Here is a 17,707-nt window from a genome sequence, read left to right as displayed (position 1 = left end):
AGACTTAAATGAAGACCAGACTCTTAGCAATATTTTTCTTTTTAACGGTATTTTGGGCTCACTCGCAAAATTTTGTGCGCCCCAATGAGTGGAAAAAGTACCGTCGTGAAGTGTATGGAAGTGTTGGAGCAGCCAATTTTCTTGGCGACTTAGGAGGTTTGAACCGAATAGGTACTGATTATAGTCCAATTGACTTGGAGATGGTTGAAACCCGCACGGCCTTCAGTTTGGGATATCGTTACAAAATTGCCAAATGGTTTAATGTCAGTGCTGCCTTTAATTACTTAATTGTTAAAGGTGATGACCGTTTAACAACAGAGCCATTTCGTAATAATCGTAACATCAATTTTAAATCTAATATTTTTGAATTAGCCGGTCGCTTAGAGTTTGTTTACATGGCAAATCGTGTTGGTCACCGTTATGGTATCAAGCGGACATTAAGCCGTCGTATGAAAAACCGCTCTTGGGATTTTACCGCCTTTGTTGGTATCGGAGGATTTTATTTTAACCCAAAAGCACGCGATCCAAAAGGAAACTGGGTAAAGCTAAAACCATTGCATACTGAAGGTCAAGGTTTGCCTGGTGGGCCAAAGCAATATAAAAATTATGCGCTTTGTATTCCTATGGGAATTGCTTATCGTATTTATTTTAATCGTAAAGTATGCGTTGGTTTAGAGGCAAGTTTCCGTAAAACATTTACTGACTACATTGATGATGTAAGTGGAGTTTATTACGATAAAGGAGCTATTCAGGCAGCCTACGGTCCACAAGCGGCATACTTCGCTGATCCTAGTAAAGGTGCTATTCCGGGACAAACAAATTGGGCCGATGAAACTACCGGTGCAGAGGCTCAGATGCGTGGCGATTCTCGCCAAAAAGATTCTTATATGTCACTACAGTTAACAGTAGGATACCTTATCAAGAAAAAACGTGGCAAAACCCGTTTAAGATCTAAATTCTAATTCCCACTTTTTAAATGTCAATTTGGCACAATGCGTAGCATTGGCATACACTTTGCTTTATGGCAAGCATAAAACTATTTACTATGGGCAAAATACAAGTACAAACCGAAAACATTTTTCCTATCATTAAGAAATTCCTTTACAGTGATAATGAAATTTTCTTGCGTGAATTAGTAAGTAACGCGGTAGACGCCACCCAAAAACTGAAAGCACTCGCTTCATTAGGAGAGTTTAAAGGTGAGTTGGGGGATACCAAAATTGAAGTGTTGGTAGATAAAGCATCAAAAACCATTACCATCAAGGATAAGGGTATTGGTATGACGAAAGATGAAGTGGAGAAGTACATTACACAAATTGCATTTAGTGGCGCGGAAGAATTTGTAAATAAATACAAAGACAAGGTGGATAAGAATGTTGTAATTGGTCATTTCGGACTTGGCTTCTATTCGGCTTTTATGGTCGCTAAAAAAGTTGAAATTTTTTCATTAAGCCATAAAGAAAATAGCAAAGCTGTAAGATGGGAATGTGATGGAAGTCCTGAATATCAAATTGAGGAAATTTCGAACAAAGCTGAACGCGGTACCAATATCGTTTTACACATTGCCGATGATTGCGAAGAGTATTTGGAAGAAAGTAAAATTGAGGGTCTCCTTAAGAAGTATTGTAAGTTTTTACCGGTTGAAATAAAATTCGGTACACGTAAAAAGTTTGAACCTACCGGTGAAAAGGATAAAGACGGTAATGATAAAGAGAAAGAAGTTGAAGTTGATAACATCATCAATAATCCAAGTCCGGCATGGACTAAAAAACCGGCCGATTTAAAAGATGAAGACTACAAAAGTTTCTATCGTGAATTGTATCCGATGCAGTTCGAAGAACCTTTATTCCATATTCATTTAAATGTAGATTATCCATTCAACTTAACCGGTATTTTATATTTCCCAAAGCTTTCCAACAAACTGGAAATGCCTAAAGACCGAATTCAGCTTTACAGCAATCAGGTTTTTGTAACTGATAACGTTGAGAATATCGTTCCTGACTTCCTCACGCTTTTAAGAGGGGTTATTGATAGTCCGGATATTCCTTTAAACGTTAGTCGCAGTTATTTGCAAGCCGACGGTAACGTAAAGAAAATTTCATCACACATCACCAAAAAAGTAGCGGATAAGCTGGAGGAATTATTTAAAAAAGACCGTGCCGACTTCGAAAAGAAATGGGATGATATAAAGGTGTTTGTACAATACGGTATGCTTAGCGATGAGAAGTTCTATGAGAAAGCCGTAAAATTTGCCTTGTTTAAAAATACGGATGGAAAGTACTTCATGTTTGAAGAGTATGAAAATCATGTGAAGACACTTCAAACCGATAAAGATAAACGTGTGGTGTATTTATATTCAACCAACGTTCACGAACAGCACGCTTACATTGACGCGGCAAAGGCGAGGGGATACGATGTGTTGTTAATGGACACCATGATAGACTCGCATTACATCAATCAATTAGAAAGTAAACTGAAAGACACTTCATTTGTTCGTGTGGATTCAGACACAATTGATAAATTAATTAAGAAAGAAGAAAACATCCCGAGTAAATTAAGTGAAGACGAAATCAAATCATTACAACCGGTTATTGAAGGCGTAGTGCCAAAAGAACAATTTATGGTGGTGTTTGAAAACATGAGTGAAACCGATTCACCTATGATTATTACCCGTCCGGAATTTATGCGTCGTATGAAAGATATGAATGCCTTAGGAGGAGGAATGAATTTTTATGGAAATATGCCGGAGATGTATAATTTGGTTGTCAATTCAAATCACCCGCTTATTACCAAAATCAAGAATGAGGCGGATGAAGCAAAAAAATCTATACTTGCTAAACAGGCCAGCGACCTGGCACTATTATCCCAAGGACTTTTAAAAGGCGAGCAGTTAACTAATTTTATTAAACGTTCGGTTGAATTGATTGACTGAAAACCTTGTTAGTCAGAGTGATAATTTAGCCGCAGTAATTAATAATTAATTGCTTAAAACTATTGTAAAAGCCGTTTCAGTTGAGACGGCTTTTTTGTATTTTTATTCAAACTAAACTAAACACTATGAAGAAAATTTACCTAAGCTTAGCAATTGCTTTAATTGCAATAACACAATTGAGCGCGCAGGTACCAACCTGTTCCTTAAATCCAACATTTATAGCTTCACCAAAAGTGGGGATCTTTCCCGATAGCGCCACCAATTTTATTTCCGGAACAGTAGGCGTTCCTTATGTACAAAATATCACCGTGAAAGTTCCAAAGGATACAGTGTCAGCTTCAATTACTTTTTGTTTTAATCGCTTTGTTTTAAGCACGCCATCGGGTACAGTAAATTATAATTTACCTCCGGGGTTAAATTTTGGCTCATCAACTCCTATAGTTGCAAACGGAACGGTAAACGGTGCGCCATCTTTAAAATTTCCCGGTAATGCTAATAACTGTGCTTCGATTTACGGTACTCCAACCACACCGGGTACATACACCTTATACTTAAAAGTTGATGCCTATGCCACTCCGGCATTATCATCTTGCCCAAGTACTCCAAATGTTACAGGAGGCACCAACGTTTCTACCTCTTATCTTAATTATTACATCATTACCATTAATGCTGCTACCGGCTTAACCGAGATTGGTAAAAACAAGTTTAATTTAGAGAACGTACCAAATCCGTTTAACGGAAAAACTACCATTCGCTTTTTTGTAACTGAAGCTAATGAAGCGGAATTAAGTGTTTATAATATGTTAGGTTCTCAGGTATATAAAACCAATGTAAATACAGTTGCAGGCAACAATGAAGTTGAATTTGACGGAAGTAAATTAAGTAACGGTATGTATTTATATACGATTAAGTACAAAAACTTTACTGAAACCAAACGCATGATTGTTACCGGAAATTAATGCAACGTCAAGCCTTTGAACTTTTAGTTTTAGGGAGTAGTTCTGCTGCTCCAACAACTCATAGAAATCCTTCCGCTCAGTTATTAAATATAGCTGAGCGGTTTTTTTTAATTGATTGCGGAGAATCAACACAAATTCAATTGAGGAAATACAAAGCTAAATTTCAGAAAATAGATCATATTTTCATTTCTCATTTGCATGGCGATCATTTTTTTGGTTTACCCGGATTATTATCCAGCATGCACTTGTTAGGCCGTAAGCAAGCCATCACAATTTATGCTCCGCAGGAACTAAAAGGCATCATGGATTTGCTGAACACCGTTTCTGAAACCAGAATGAATTATCCGATAAACTGGCATTTTACTAAGGATGATAAAAAGAATTTATTGTTTGAAGATGATAAAGTAAAGGTGTTTTCATTCCCCATGAAACATCGGATTTTTTGTACCGGATTTTTGTTTGAAGAAAAACCTTTGCCAAGAAAAATTGATAAAGCTGCTCTCGAAAAACACAAGGTTTCGGTAGCAGATATTCAGCGATTAAGAAATGGTGAAGATGTGGTAAATGAAGAAGGGAAGAAAATAAAAAACAAACTTCTCACCATCGATCCGGCTGAATCAAGAAGTTATGCGTATTGCAGCGATACCATTTATGATGTAGAATTGGTTAAACACATAAGTGGGGTCGATTTACTCTATCACGAGAGTACTTTTTTAAATGACAAAGCAGAACGCGCTAAAGAAACATTCCATTCAACTGCCGAACAGGCTGCTAAAATTGCAGCAGCTGCCAAGGTGAAACAATTAATGTTAGGGCATTATTCGGCCCGGTATGGTGATACCGACGTTTTTATTGCGGAAGCAGAGCCCTTTTTCAAAAACCTACTGTTAGCAAGTGAAGGCAAAAAAATTAAAATTTAGTTTGCAAATACGGTTTTGATACCTACCTTTGTTTAAAATTATTCTAAATAAGGAATATGGCGAAAGTACTGATAGCAGATCAAAATTACCTCTCAAGAGTAGGCGCTGAGCTTTTAATCAGCAGCTTAAAGGGGTATGATTTATTGCCTTCGGTTGTTTCTGAATCGGAGGATTTAAATAAAACCATACAGTTTTTGAAACCCGATTTATTAATTCTTGATTATTATTCATTAAATATTTCTTTCAGTCAGTTGAAAGCGCTTACTTCTAAATTTAAAAATTTAAAAGTGCTTGCCATCACCGAGCCTCTTGGGAAAGCTGAAATGAATAACGCACTTAAATCGGGTGTAAATAGTCATTTATTAAAAGAATGTGATCGCGAGGAAATTATTGAAGCAATTGTAGCAACCTTAAATAATGAGCGTTTCCTTTGCGGAAAAATAGCTTCTGTCTTAACTTCAGCCGAAGAAATTGTTTCCAATAAGTCTCTTATTAAAACCTTCTCTTGCGAAGGATTAAGTGTTACAGAGCGCGAGATTGAAATCATTAAATACATTGCCGAAGGTTTGTCTAACAAACAAATTGCCGATAAATTAAATTTAAGTACGCATACAGTTAACACGCATCGTAAAAACATCATGAATAAACTGGAGGTAAATAATACCGCCGGAATTGTGATGTATGCCGTAAAAAATCAACTGTTGGAAACTAATCACTTTTTGTTTTCTAATTAATTAAAAATCAATTAACTAAATAACATTAACACAGGCTTCAAACCTGTGTTTTTTGTTATATTTGCATCCTAATTATATTCTTTTAAAATGGTATTTCTTGATTTTGAAAAGCCCGTTGAAGAGCTAAGCAAAGAGTTGGAAAAGCTGAAGGAAGTGGCTTCAAAAAGCAAAGTAGATTTGTCAAAATCTGTTACTGAACTCGAAGAAAAGATTCAAGATAAAATTATTGAACTGTATTCGAATTTAACTCCCTGGCAACGCGTTCAGGTGAGCCGTCACCCTGAGCGACCATACACGCTTGCTTATATTGAGCATGTATCTAATAAATCATTTATTGAATTACATGGCGATCGCACCGTAGCCGATGATAAAGCCATGGTTGGCGGTTGGGGCGAAATTGACGGACAAACCGTAATGTTTATTGGTCAGCAAAAAGGTATCAATACTAAAATGCGTCAGATCCGTCGCTTTGGTATGGCGAATCCTGAAGGTTACCGTAAAGCTTTACGCCTAATGAAAATGGCGGAAAAATTTAATAAGCCAATCGTTACATTTATTGATACCCCTGGTGCTTATCCGGGTTTGGAAGCAGAGGAACGCGGACAAGGCGAAGCCATTGCTAAAAACCTTTTAGAAATGGTGCAGTTAAAGGTTCCTGTAATTTGTATTATCATTGGAGAAGGAGCAAGTGGTGGAGCGTTAGGAATTGGTATTGGTGATAAAGTATTGATGTTGGAAAATACCTGGTATTCGGTTATTTCTCCGGAATCATGTTCTTCTATTTTATGGCGCAGTTGGAACTTTAAAGAACGTGCCGCTGAAGCTTTAAAGTTAACGGCTGATGATATGAGCAAGCACGGACTCATCGACGGTATTATTAAAGAACCAGTTGGTGGTGCACATCGTGATCCTCAAGCAACCTTTGAAACAGTTAAGCGGGAAATAAAAAAACATTTAAACGATTTAAGTAAAATAAGCGCAGAAGAACGCATCAATCAACGTATCGAAAAATTCGGTGCTATGGGAGTTGTTCACGAACTCGACTAAACTTAAATTTATATATTTGCAATCCGAAAAATTATTAATCATAAAAAACTAAATTAAAATGGCAGATACCGGTGATATTGGAGTAGGCTCAGTAATCAGATTCAATGGTGAATTAATGCAGATTATGGAATATCAGCACCGCACTCCCGGAAACTTACGCGCATTCTATCAGGCTAAAATGCGTAACCTAAAAACAGGTAAGCAAATGGAAAACCGTTTCCGTAGCGGAGAGTTGGTGGATATTGTTCGTGTAGAATATAAAATGATGCAGTTCATTTATCCGGAAGGTGATTTTGCTGTTGTAATGGATACAGAAACCTACGAACAGATTCACGTGCCAATGATGTTATTCGGTGATGGCGCTAAATTTTTGAAAGAAGGTATGGAAGTGAAAGTTGTGTTTGAAGAAGGTGAGAATGTTATTCTTGCGGAAGCTCCAACTTTTGTTGAGGCACAAATCACCTATGCTGAACCCGGAGTTAAAGGTGATACAGCTACTAACACATTAAAACCTGCTAAAATAGATTCAGGTACAGAAATTATGGTTCCTTTATTTTTAAATGAAGGTGACTGGGTAAAAGTAGATACCCGCACCGGCGCTTATGTAGAGCGAATTAAAAAATAATAAACACAAACTTATAAAAGCCCCGTTCCAACAGGTTCGGGGTTTTTTATTAACCGACAATTAACCTGCGGCTTTGTCAGCTTTCGGCAAATTGTCTGTTGTAACAAATATTATGGCAGAAATGCGCTTTGTTAAAATATTGATTATCAATGTTTTTAATATTTAACATATGATAACACTGCCAATTAGAAACATTTGCGGGCTTTTTGCGTTCTATACATAAGAAGCACCTTTAACGCTTTAAGACTATGAGAACAACACGTAAAAAAGAAGAAGTAAAACAAGAGTACCTTGTGAAACTTCGTATCGACAAAAGAACAATCATTATGGTTCGCAACGAACAGTCATTAAAAAACTGGAAAGCGAAATACCCTAATGCAGAAATTGTTCTGTAATTATTATTTCAAATTGAAATAATCTACCGCCATGGTAGCAATTTCATTTCCGTAGGCTAATGATGCAGTAGCCGCCGGCGATGGAGAGTTTATCACGTGCATGGCATTGCCGTGCTTCTCAATTTTAAAATCATCGAGCATTTCTCCTTCCGGACCTAATGCCATCGCTCTGATTCCGCAACGCGCCGAAACAATATCATCCATTTCTAAACTCGGAATTAATTTTCTCAAACGCTTCAAGAAAAATGTTTTGCTGAATGCACCTCTGTATTCATCCAATCCAAATTTCCAATGTTTACCAAAAAACTTCCAGGTGCCTTTAAAGCCAAATGCTTCTGCCGTATCTTTTAAGCTAAATGCTGTTTTACTGTAACCTTCGCGATCAAAAACAAACACGGCGTTCGGTCCGCATTCAACGCCACCTTTAATCATACGTGTAAAGTGCACACCTAAGAATGGGAATTTCGGATTTGGTACCGGATAAATTAAATTCTTTACTTTATTTCTTCCTTTATCCGTTAAATCATAATAATCTCCTCTGAAACCAACAATGGCCGCGTCACTTTTCTGACCTTCTTTCTTCGCCATCCTGTCGGCTTGCAAACCTGCGGTTGTAATGATATAACTGCCTTCGTAGGTTGCCGATTTTGTTTTTACTTCCGTTACATTTCCTTTCTTCTCAAAACCGATGACTTCTTGTCCGGTTAAAACTTTACTGCCGTTATTTTTTGCGTGAATTAACTCAACATATTTTCTGGCCACATCGGTGTAATCAATAATGCCGGTGCATGGAACCCAAATACCTGCAATACCTTCGCAATACGGTTCAATTTCTTTAATGCGTTTGGTGTCTATCATTTCAATCCCTTCCACATCATTGGCTACACCATTATTAAATACTTTATTCATGTGTGCCAATTCACTTTCGTGCGTAGCGACAATAATTTTTCCGCAAATATCATGTGGTATGTTGTGCTCTTTCACAAACTGAACTAATTCGCGGCGACCGGAAACACAATTACGTGCTTTATACGAACCGGGTTTGTAATAAATACCTGAGTGAATAACCCCCGAGTTATGTCCGGTTTGATGGGCAGCAACTTCCTTTTCTTTTTCTAAAACCAAAATAGTTTTATTTGGAACTTTTAAGGAAAGTTTATAAGCAGTCGCTAATCCAACGATGCCCCCGCCAACAATGATAATATCGTATTTATTTGTGCTCATAGTTTTAAAAACTAACATGTCACTTCGAGCGTAGTCGAGAAGTGAAAGCCGCATTTAGTGGTCTCGACTTCGCTCGACCTGACAATTATTTCAATTTATTAATAATCTCGTCTAAACTTAATTCTTCCTGCGTGCCGCTCACCATGTTTTTTAAATTGTAGCGTTTCTTTTCCATTTCATTGCTTCCTACCACACACACAAACGGAATGCTTTTTTTATTGGCATAATCAAATTGCTTGGCTACTTTTTTGGTTACATCCGGATACACCTCGCAGCTCACTAAATTTTTTCTTAATTCAGAGGCGAGTTGCATGCAATGGTCGCGGTTACTTTCATCAAAATGTGCGAATAATAATTTGGTGGAAGAAACTTTGCTGACTGATTCAGGATACAAGTTTAATTCTTCCATCACATCGTAAATACGATCGATACCAAATGAAATACCAACGCCGCTCATATTCGGTAAGCCAAAAATACCGGTTAAATCATCATAGCGACCACCACCCAAAATACTTGGTGTAAAGGTTCCTGCATTCGCTTTTACTTCGAAAATAGTTCCTGTGTAATAATTTAATCCGCGCGCAAGGGTAATGTCTAATTCAATCTTAACGTGAGACGCCTTTGCATTTTTTAATAAGTATTCAATTTCCTCAATTCCTTTTTTTCCGGTTTCGTTTTCACCGACAAATTTCTTAAGCGTATTTACTTTATCGTTGTTATCGCCTTTAAAATCGAAGAGGGGACTCAGTTTCTCAATGGCAGCTTGATTTATTCCTTTTCCTTGTAATTCTTTCACTACACCATCTGTACCAATTTTATCTAACTTATCAATGGCTACTGTAATGTCGACAATTTTTTCTTTTTCATTTACTACTTCTGCAATCGCCGTTAAAATTTTACGGTTATTGAATTTTAAAAGAACCGGAATGTTTAACTGAGAAAATGAAATATCAATCAAAGAAATTAAATCCAATTCATTCACTAAAGAATCGCTGCCAATAATATCCGCATCGCATTGATAAAATTCGCGGTAACGGCCTTTTTGAGGTTTATCGGCGCGCCATACCGGTTGAATTTGATAACGTTTAAACGGAAAAGTAATGTTGTGCTGATTCATTACCACATAACGCGCAAAAGGAACTGTTAAATCGTAACGAAGGGCCTTTTCTGTAATGTATTTAATTATGCTATTTGAATATTTTTCAGGTAGATTCTTTATCTCAACCCCAGAAACATCATTTCCTTCTTGCTCAAAAACAGAATGTACTTTTTCTTGATCTTCTTTTGAAAGAGTTCTGAATATTTCAATGGCATTATCAGTGGGAATATTACCTAAGTAATTGCCTGAGTCTAGAATTTTAAAAATTAGTTTATCTCCTTCGTCACCATATTTTCCCATTAACGTTGATAAATTCTCCATAGCCGGTGTTTCCAAAGGTTGATAGCCGAACAATTCAAAATTCTTTTTTATCACCGAAAAAATATAATTTCTCTTCTGCATTTCTGCAGGTCCGAAATCTCTGGTGCCTCTTGGTATGCTTGGTTTCACGGGAAGTTTATAGTTTATGGTTGATAGTAATTAGTTTATAGTTTAATGTCGCGTCTCGACTCCTCCCGATAGCTATCGGGACAACGTGACATCGTGTTTTTACATTCTGTTTGGTACTTCAATTCCCAATAATTTCATTCCGTTTTTGATTATGTCTGAACATTGTTTCGCTAACATGACACGCATTTGCTTTACCTTTTCATTTTCTTCTTTCAAAATACTGTAATCATGATAAAAACGATTGAAGCTTTTGGTTAATTCGTATACATAATTAGCGATTAAAGAAGGATTATAAGCTTTAGCACTTTCTTCCAATACAGAAGGGAATTCGTACATCAGTTTTATCAATTCTCTTTCCAATTCGTTTAACGTAACACTTGCATCCGCTGCCGCAGGAATTTGTCCAGCTTTGGATAATACCGATTGAATACGCGCATAAGTGTACTGAATAAACGGACCGGTATGTCCGTTAAAGTCGATACTCTCCTTCGGATCGAAAAGCATTTTCTTTTTCGGATCAACTTTCAGCATAAAATATTTTAAAGCGCCGGAACCAATGGTATGGTATAAAGTTTTTAATTCATCATCTGAAAAACCTTCTACCTTTCCGAGCTCCTTGGTAGTTTGCTCGGCGGTACTAAACATTTCATCCAGTAAATCATCAGCATCCACAACCGTACCTTCACGGCTCTTCATTTTTCCTTCGGGTAATTCAACCATACCATAGGATAAATGATAACATTCTTTTGCCCAGTTGTAGCCTAACTTCTCTAATATTTTAAATAATACTTTGAAGTGATAATCTTGTTCGTTTCCTACAGTATAAATCAATTGATTTAATTGCGGGAATTCTTTAAAACGCTCAATGGCAGTTCCAATATCCTGGGTAATATACACTGATGTTCCGTCGCTGCGCAAAACAATTTTTTCGTCTAAACCTTCCGCGCTTAAATCAATGGCTACGCTGCCGTTATCTTTTTTGTAAAATACTTTTTTAGCTAAGCCTTCCTGAATGATTTCTTTTCCTAATACGTAGGTATTACTTTCGTAATACATCTTATCGAAATTCACACCAAGAGTAGAGTAGGTCTTCGCAAATCCATCGTACACCCAGCCATTCATCATCTTCCACAAATCAATTGTTTCTTTATCGCCGGCTTCCCATTTGCGGAGCATTTCCTGAACTTCCAACATCAAAGGAGCTTGCTTTTCGGCCTCTTCTTTTGTTTTACCGCCGGAAACTAATTCTTCAATTTCCTTTTTATAAGCTTTGTCAAACGCAACATAATATTTCCCCACCAAATGATCGCCCTTCATGCCGCTTGATTGTGGTGTTTCGCCGTTACCAAATTTTTTCCAGGCCAGCATACTCTTGCAAATATGCACACCGCGGTCGTTCACCAAATTGGCTTTTATTACTTTATGTCCTTGTGTTTTTAAAATTTCTGCCACCGAATAACCTAAGAGATTATTACGGATGTGTCCGAGATGCAATGGCTTATTGGTATTGGGAGAAGAATATTCCAGCATAATGGTTTTTCCGCTGGTGCCTTCTTTTTTAAAACCATAATTGGATACTGAACTTTCAGAGTTAAAAAAGCCTAACCAAAAATCATTACTCAAACTTAAGTTTAAGAAACCTTTTACAACATTGTATTTGGTAATATTTTTATTGTTTTCGGTTAAGAATTTTCCGAGAGCCTCGCCAACTTGTTCCGGACTTTGCTTAGTTGCTTTTATGTAGGGGAAAGTAACCAAGGTAAAATCGCCTTCAAATTCCTTGCGGGTTTTTTGAAGTGTGATTTCAGATTCATTCACTGAAATGGAATAAACTTTACTTAAAGCTTCCTGAATGGCTTTATTTAATAAGCTGTGCGCTAACATAGAGTGCAAAGGTAATAAAGCCCAGGGTTTATACAATAAAAAAGCCCCCGCATTTGCGAGGGCTCCCTTAGTAGTTGTTTAATTATTATAGGTAACCGAAAATCTTTTTATTCGTTTTCTTTTTGTAAGTCCATTCAACTTTCATACCGTAAGGACATTGATTTGCGCCAACAGTAACTGAGTTTCCGTTTTGATCCACACCGAATAAGCATTTTAAATCGAAAGCTTTATCATCCACTTTAATGTTTACTTCACCTTGAATTGGAGCCCAAGCGCCACAAGTTGTGTTCCAAACAACCGGCGTTACAACCTGGCTGGTAAAACCATCACCATCGCGAGTTGTACCGTAGTTTTCTAATTGATTAATGCTATTGTGGGTACCGATACCTTCACCAACGCAAGTAATAATTAAGTTTGAATAAGTGTAAGTGAACTTACGGTGAATATTATAAGTTGCAGTGCTTGAACCGTCGAAAGTAACTTTTAAGTTAGTACCTGTTACTTGGTGAGAAAGGTTAGCTTGTCCTAAGAAAATCAAATCAAACCAAGTTCCACCTGAGTTATTGGTTACATTTTGAGTACCGTTTAACTCAATGCTTTTTCCATCGGAAGCACGGGTAACTTTATACCCTAAATATTCCACTTGTAAAACAGCACCAACTGTTTTCCATCTAACACCACTGCCATAATTTAAAATGGTTAAACGAATAGAACCGGTACGTGTACGGTTGCTGCAAGTAGTTCCGTTATAGTTTAAAGTAACACGTCCCATGTACAAACCATTGGTATCAACAGTTAAGCCGCAAGGTGTTCCTAAAACACTGCTCACGCTTTGTCCGCCTGCCAGTTTACCATGTAATAAAGAGTTATCAGCGATCACATTATTCACGTCACTAATAGCAGCGTCGTTTTCGCCTTGAACCGAACGGTTATCGGCAGAAGCCTGTCCGTCTTCATTTTTAAAAGCTTTTTTCTTCTTACAAGAAGTAAATACTAATGAACCTGATAATACAATCAGGGAAAGAGCGTAGATAATTTTGTTGGTTTTCATTTTTTAGGTTTTTGTTTTTTATTGGATGGAGATTTTGATTAAAGGTTTAATGACTTTGAAATTAATCATGTAAATGTATAAAAATCAATTAGTTAAAATAATCAATTAAAATGATGAATTAATTTTGAAGCACTAATTTAATTCAAAATCCCTCTAAAAAACATTTTATTTCTTTAAATATATGTGTTATATTTGCCCCTCTAATTAAAACAAAAGGATAGTAATATGTATCTTACATCAGAAGCAAAAAAGCAAGTGTTTAAAAAACACGGTGGAAGCGAAAAAAACACAGGAAGCGCAGAATCTCAAATCGCGTTGTTTACTCAACGTATTGATCACTTAACAGGTCATTTAAAAAGCAATAAGAAAGATTTCGGAACTCAACGTTCTCTTTTAAACTTAGTAGGTAAGCGTCGTGCTTTATTAGACTATTTAAAGAAAACTGATATCAATCGCTACCGTGCGATTATTAAAACATTAGATATCCGTAAGTAATCTTACGAATATGATTTATTGGAGGGGGGCATTTCGAAGATATTCGGAATGCCTTTCTTATTAATAGGCAAAAGAATAAAATAAATATAAATCCGTTCCGGAAACGCCGGAACACAAAAACAGAAACATGTCACAAATAGGAACACAACACAGTTTCGACTTAGGCGATGGCCGAATCGTAACATTAGAAACAGGTAAATTAGCAAAACAAGCCGATGGCGCTGTAGTCGTAAAATTGGGTGATACCATGATTTTAGCTACCGTAGTAAGCTCTAAAGAAGCAAAGGAAGGCGTTGACTTTTTACCTTTAACCGTAGATTATCAAGAAAAATTTGCAGCTGCCGGAAGATTTCCCGGAGGCTTCTTCCGTCGTGAAGCTAAACTTTCAGATTATGAAGTATTGATTAGCCGTATCGTTGACCGCGCTATGCGTCCTTTATTCCCTGAAGATTATCATGCCGATACTCAAATCATGTTGTCTTTAATTTCTTCTGATCGTAAAACAATGCCGGATGCATTAGTAGGTTTAGCTGCTTCTGCTGCAGTGGCTGTATCTGATATTCCGTTCAACGGACCTATCTCAGAAGTTCGCGTAGGAAAAATTGACGGTAAATTAGTTCTTAATCCTAACGTGGATGATTTAGAAAAGTCTACCATCGATATGATTATTGCAGCATCTGATAAGGATATTGTAATGGTGGAAGGTGAAATGAGCGAGATTAGCGAAGACGAAATGTTAGAAGCGATTCAGTTTGCACACACTGCCATTAAAGTACAAATTAAAGCTATCAATGAATTCGCAGCAAAAGCGGGATTAAAACCAAAACGTGAATACTGCCATGAAGTAAACGATCTTGAATTAAAAGAAAAAGTAAAGGCCGCTACTTACGACAAAGTGTATAACGTAGCTAAAATGGCTAATCCTGATAAAAACAAGCGCAAGGAAGCGTTTAAAGCTGTATTAGAAGAATTCAAGGCAACTTTCACAGAAGAAGAATTAGCAGAGAAAAAAGCTTTAATTGAGAAATATTATCACGAAGTTGAATACCATGCGGTGCGTAAGGCTGCATTGGATACAAAGATTCGTTTGGATGGTCGTAAAACAAATCAGATTCGTCCGATTTGGAGTGAAGTAGGTTATTTACCTGCAGCTCACGGTAGCGCTGTATTTACACGTGGAGAGACTCAATCTTTAACCACTGTAACATTAGGTACACCTAAAGACGCATTAATGATTGATGCCGCTTTTATGCAAGATGAATTACGTTTTATGTTGCATTATAACTTCCCTGGTTTTTCAACCGGTGAAGCAAAACCAAATCGTGGTCCGGGCCGTCGTGAAGTTGGTCACGGTAACTTAGCACAACGTGCATTAAGCAAAGTGATTCCTACAGATTCAGGATATACCATTCGCGTAGTTTCTGATATTTTAGAGAGTAACGGTTCAAGTAGTATGGCTACAGTTTGTGCCGGTACTTTAGCTTTAATGGATGCTGGTGTAAAAATCAAGAAACCGGTATCTGGTATTGCCATGGGATTAATCACTGACGATAAAAACAATTATGTTGTATTGTCGGATATCTTAGGTGATGAAGATCATTTAGGTGATATGGATTTTAAAGTGTGTGGTACCAAGGATGGTATTACAGCTGTGCAAATGGATTTAAAAGTAAACGGATTACCATATGAAGTAATGCGCGAAGCTTTAATCCAGGCAAAAGAAGGTCGCTTACACATTATGGGTGAGATGATGAAAACCATGACTGAACCACGTGCGGATTATAAAGCACACGCACCTCGCTTTACTAAGATTGAAGTGCCGGGTGAATTCATTGGCGCAATTATCGGTCCTGGTGGAAAAGTGATTCAGGAGATGCAAAAAGCTACAGGTACATCTATCAGCATTACTGAAGTAGAGAAAATGGGTGTAGTTGAAATTTTTGGTGAGAACCTTGAATCCATTACTGCTGCATTAACGCGCATTAAAGGAATTGTAGCAATGCCGGAAGAAGGAGAAGTATACGACGCTACAGTAAAAACAATTATGCCTTATGGTGCCTTTGTTGAATTTTTACCTGGCAAAGAAGGTTTATTGCACATTAGTGAAGTAGACTGGAAACGTTTAGATACATTAGAAGGTGTTTTAAAAGAAGGGGATAAGATACAAGTGAAGTTTATGGGTAATGATCCTAAAACCAAGAAGTATAAATTATCGCGTAAGGTTTTGTTACCAAAACCTGAAAAGACAGAGAGCGCTGAAAATAAAGCCTAACAAAAAGCCCCCGTTAATCGGGGGCTTTTTTATTATGTATTCATTTCAATTTTATTTCTTGCCTTTTCCTTTTCCCTTGCCGTTACCATTACCATTACCATTACTATTACTATTACCATTACCTTTTCCCTTCATGCCCTTGCTTTTTCCTTTTGCATCGTTTTTGAGTGCATGAAATTCTTTGGAGCCTGGTTTAATTCCCATTTCTTTTGCAATTTCTCCCCAACCTTTTGATTTATTTTTATCAAAGCTGGTAGCTACTGTTTCAACAGGCTTGGTGGTAATTTGGGCAATCTCTAAGGTCATCAGTACATCAGATGGCTCCATTTTGTGAATGTTTAATAAATTTTCGACAATACTTTTTGTTGTATTGAATTTCTCAATGGCATCGTTTTTAAATGCTTCTAATGCGTTTTTCGCATCTTTATTTAAAGCAATTAAAGAATTATCCAAATCCGCATCGCCGGTGGTTACTTTTAATTGAGCGCTTGCTGTTGCGCTAATAATTAAGAAAAGTGCAATGAATTTTTTCATGCGATTAATTTTTAAGATACAACTACTTTTACATTATATTCGATACCTTCTAAGGTTAAGGTACAAACATAAACACCGGAACTTAATTTGTGTTGTGGTATAATTCGGAATTTTGTGTTTGTTTGGTCATTAATATAAAAAGAGGATTCGTATACGTGTTCACCTTTTTCACCTTTCAGGCTGATTTTAATTTCATGATTATTTTCGATACCCGAAACATCAGCGGTAAACTCACCATTGTTAGGATTAGGATAAATGACAAATCGAATGTTTTTTCCTTTAATGTAATTAACACTAACAATTTTACTGTAGTTATACGACAGATCTTTGTCAACTTGTTTTAAACGATAGTAACTCACACCGGATAACGGTGATACATCTTCATAAACATATTGTAAAATAGTTTGACTATTACCGTTAATTCCCGCACTTTTTACAGTACCAATAATTTCAAAAGAATGTGCGTTGGTGCTTTTTTGTACTTCAAAATGACTGTTGTTTTTTTCAGTAGATGTCATCCAGATGACATCTACTTTATGGTTGTTTAATTGCGCATTAAAATCAACTAATTCAACGGGTAAAACCACCCCCGTACACCATACGCTTGTTGCAGGTAAACAAGCAGGGCCATTCAACGGTCCATCACCTGCACTCCATAAAACGTCACCGCATATTTCAATAAAGTTAGAGTTACCTCCACCGGTTCCGGGTCTTATACTACCACTTGCCATAATATAGATTCTTGAATTACAAGGCAATCTTAGTTTATTTCCATTATCGAACTGAAGCGTACCATAAATAACGAGATTTGGTCCAGCCGGACATCCAGAATAATCTTGTTGAGTAGTAATCGTAACAACATGCGCGGCTAAAATAATAATGGAGTCGCCACATCCCGGAACAGATCCGCATGACCAAGTTGCCGCGTTATTCCATGCACCGTTTCCAGTTGAAATACAGGTAGCTGCCTTGTTAACAAAATAGCTAAAAGATAGTAACAGAGCTAAGAGGAACTTTCTAAAATGTAATAGGTTCATATAATTCTCTGAAAAATTTTTCCTAAGATAACAAATACTACTATATCTC

Annotated in this window: 16 protein-coding genes; 10 read left to right on the top strand and 6 right to left on the bottom strand. The window is 36.9% G+C overall.

Annotated elements, in window-relative coordinates; genetic code table 11:
* The first annotated feature begins 8 nt into the window (after positions 1 to 8).
* From J0L69_08890 to J0L69_08855, 8 genes are all read left to right on the top strand, one after another.
* Positions 9 to 962, top strand: a complete 954-nt coding sequence (locus J0L69_08890; protein MBN8693301.1) for a hypothetical protein — start codon at positions 9 to 11, stop codon at positions 960 to 962.
* Positions 963 to 1,045: 83 nt separating this feature from the next.
* On the top strand, positions 1,046 to 2,932 hold the full coding sequence (gene htpG, locus J0L69_08885; protein ID MBN8693300.1) for a molecular chaperone HtpG: 1,887 nt from the start codon (positions 1,046 to 1,048) through the stop codon (positions 2,930 to 2,932).
* Positions 2,933 to 3,057: 125 nt separating this feature from the next.
* The gene (locus J0L69_08880) at positions 3,058 to 3,891 is read left to right on the top strand and encodes a T9SS type A sorting domain-containing protein (GenBank protein ID MBN8693299.1); all 834 of its coding nucleotides are present in this window, start codon (positions 3,058 to 3,060) and stop codon (positions 3,889 to 3,891) included.
* The gene (locus tag J0L69_08875) at positions 3,891 to 4,811 is read left to right on the top strand and encodes a ribonuclease Z (GenBank protein MBN8693298.1); all 921 of its coding nucleotides are present in this window, start codon (positions 3,891 to 3,893) and stop codon (positions 4,809 to 4,811) included. The genes J0L69_08880 and J0L69_08875 overlap by 1 nt, the downstream gene beginning before the upstream one ends.
* 56 nt (positions 4,812 to 4,867) lie before the next feature.
* The gene (locus J0L69_08870) at positions 4,868 to 5,545 is read left to right on the top strand and encodes a response regulator transcription factor (protein MBN8693297.1); all 678 of its coding nucleotides are present in this window, start codon (positions 4,868 to 4,870) and stop codon (positions 5,543 to 5,545) included.
* A gap of 87 nt (positions 5,546 to 5,632) precedes the next feature.
* On the top strand, positions 5,633 to 6,592 hold the full coding sequence (locus J0L69_08865) for an acetyl-CoA carboxylase carboxyltransferase subunit alpha (GenBank protein MBN8693296.1): 960 nt from the start codon (positions 5,633 to 5,635) through the stop codon (positions 6,590 to 6,592).
* A gap of 58 nt (positions 6,593 to 6,650) precedes the next feature.
* Positions 6,651 to 7,217: an elongation factor P gene (efp, locus tag J0L69_08860; protein ID MBN8693295.1), complete on the top strand. Its 567-nt coding sequence runs from the start codon at positions 6,651 to 6,653 to the stop codon at positions 7,215 to 7,217.
* Between the two features lie 248 nt (positions 7,218 to 7,465).
* A complete protein-coding gene (locus J0L69_08855) occupies positions 7,466 to 7,612 on the top strand; it encodes a hypothetical protein (GenBank protein ID MBN8693294.1) in 147 nt (48 codons plus the stop codon).
* 3 nt (positions 7,613 to 7,615) lie between these two features.
* On the opposite strand, the gene lhgO is transcribed toward J0L69_08855, so the two are convergent.
* The 4 genes from lhgO to J0L69_08835 all read right to left on the bottom strand — a co-directional run bounded on the left by lhgO (position 7,616) and on the right by J0L69_08835 (position 13,320).
* Entirely contained in the window at positions 7,616 to 8,854 is a 1,239-nt protein-coding gene (gene lhgO, locus J0L69_08850; protein ID MBN8693293.1) for an L-2-hydroxyglutarate oxidase, read from the bottom strand.
* 67 nt (positions 8,855 to 8,921) lie between these two features.
* Positions 8,922 to 10,337: a histidine--tRNA ligase gene (locus J0L69_08845; protein MBN8693292.1), complete on the bottom strand. Its 1,416-nt coding sequence runs from the start codon at positions 10,335 to 10,337 to the stop codon at positions 8,922 to 8,924.
* A 147-nt stretch (positions 10,338 to 10,484) separates the two neighbouring features.
* Positions 10,485 to 12,269 carry an arginine--tRNA ligase gene (locus J0L69_08840; GenBank protein ID MBN8693291.1) on the bottom strand — a complete coding sequence of 595 codons (1,785 nt, stop codon included), beginning with the start codon at positions 12,267 to 12,269 and terminating at the stop codon, positions 10,485 to 10,487.
* Positions 12,270 to 12,354: 85 nt separating this feature from the next.
* On the bottom strand, positions 12,355 to 13,320 hold the full coding sequence (locus J0L69_08835) for a hypothetical protein (protein ID MBN8693290.1): 966 nt from the start codon (positions 13,318 to 13,320) through the stop codon (positions 12,355 to 12,357).
* Between the two features lie 225 nt (positions 13,321 to 13,545).
* Here J0L69_08835 and rpsO point away from each other — a divergent pair, with 225 nt between their 5' ends.
* A complete protein-coding gene (gene rpsO, locus J0L69_08830; GenBank protein MBN8693289.1) occupies positions 13,546 to 13,815 on the top strand; it encodes a 30S ribosomal protein S15 in 270 nt (89 codons plus the stop codon).
* 127 nt (positions 13,816 to 13,942) lie between these two features.
* Positions 13,943 to 16,087 carry a polyribonucleotide nucleotidyltransferase gene (gene pnp / locus J0L69_08825; protein ID MBN8693288.1) on the top strand — a complete coding sequence of 715 codons (2,145 nt, stop codon included), beginning with the start codon at positions 13,943 to 13,945 and terminating at the stop codon, positions 16,085 to 16,087.
* A 51-nt stretch (positions 16,088 to 16,138) separates the two neighbouring features.
* On the opposite strand, the gene J0L69_08820 is transcribed toward pnp, so the two are convergent.
* A complete protein-coding gene (locus J0L69_08820; protein MBN8693287.1) occupies positions 16,139 to 16,621 on the bottom strand; it encodes a hypothetical protein in 483 nt (160 codons plus the stop codon).
* 11 nt (positions 16,622 to 16,632) lie between these two features.
* Entirely contained in the window at positions 16,633 to 17,658 is a 1,026-nt protein-coding gene (locus J0L69_08815) for a T9SS type A sorting domain-containing protein (protein ID MBN8693286.1), read from the bottom strand.
* Positions 17,659 to 17,707: the final 49 nt, after the last annotated feature.

It is taken from the genome of Bacteroidota bacterium, assembly GCA_017303905.1.
Classification (GTDB): Bacteria; Bacteroidota; Bacteroidia; order B-17B0; family Aurantibacillaceae; genus JAHEYG01.
The sequence above is the reverse complement of the archived record's forward strand: the minus strand, read 5'-3'. Positions and strand labels throughout refer to the sequence as shown.

What these genes read in the sequence shown, in the direction of transcription:
- J0L69_08890 (MBN8693301.1), top strand. Translation starts at nt 9, where the DNA reads ATGAAGACCAGACTCTTAGCAATATTTTTCTTTTTAACGGTATTTTGG.
- htpG (MBN8693300.1), top strand. Translation starts at nt 1,046, where the DNA reads ATGGGCAAAATACAAGTACAAACCGAAAACATTTTTCCTATCATTAAG.
- J0L69_08880 (MBN8693299.1), top strand. Translation starts at nt 3,058, where the DNA reads ATGAAGAAAATTTACCTAAGCTTAGCAATTGCTTTAATTGCAATAACA.
- J0L69_08875 (MBN8693298.1), top strand. Translation starts at nt 3,891, where the DNA reads ATGCAACGTCAAGCCTTTGAACTTTTAGTTTTAGGGAGTAGTTCTGCT.
- J0L69_08870 (MBN8693297.1), top strand. Translation starts at nt 4,868, where the DNA reads ATGGCGAAAGTACTGATAGCAGATCAAAATTACCTCTCAAGAGTAGGC.
- J0L69_08865 (MBN8693296.1), top strand. Translation starts at nt 5,633, where the DNA reads ATGGTATTTCTTGATTTTGAAAAGCCCGTTGAAGAGCTAAGCAAAGAG.
- efp (MBN8693295.1), top strand. Translation starts at nt 6,651, where the DNA reads ATGGCAGATACCGGTGATATTGGAGTAGGCTCAGTAATCAGATTCAAT.
- J0L69_08855 (MBN8693294.1), top strand. Translation starts at nt 7,466, where the DNA reads ATGAGAACAACACGTAAAAAAGAAGAAGTAAAACAAGAGTACCTTGTG.
- lhgO (MBN8693293.1), bottom strand. Translation starts at nt 8,854, where the DNA reads ATGTTAGTTTTTAAAACTATGAGCACAAATAAATACGATATTATCATT.
- J0L69_08845 (MBN8693292.1), bottom strand. Translation starts at nt 10,337, where the DNA reads ATGCAGAAGAGAAATTATATTTTTTCGGTGATAAAAAAGAATTTTGAA.
- J0L69_08840 (MBN8693291.1), bottom strand. Translation starts at nt 12,269, where the DNA reads ATGTTAGCGCACAGCTTATTAAATAAAGCCATTCAGGAAGCTTTAAGT.
- J0L69_08835 (MBN8693290.1), bottom strand. Translation starts at nt 13,320, where the DNA reads ATGAAAACCAACAAAATTATCTACGCTCTTTCCCTGATTGTATTATCA.
- rpsO (MBN8693289.1), top strand. Translation starts at nt 13,546, where the DNA reads ATGTATCTTACATCAGAAGCAAAAAAGCAAGTGTTTAAAAAACACGGT.
- pnp (MBN8693288.1), top strand. Translation starts at nt 13,943, where the DNA reads ATGTCACAAATAGGAACACAACACAGTTTCGACTTAGGCGATGGCCGA.
- J0L69_08820 (MBN8693287.1), bottom strand. Translation starts at nt 16,621, where the DNA reads ATGAAAAAATTCATTGCACTTTTCTTAATTATTAGCGCAACAGCAAGC.
- J0L69_08815 (MBN8693286.1), bottom strand. Translation starts at nt 17,658, where the DNA reads ATGAACCTATTACATTTTAGAAAGTTCCTCTTAGCTCTGTTACTATCT.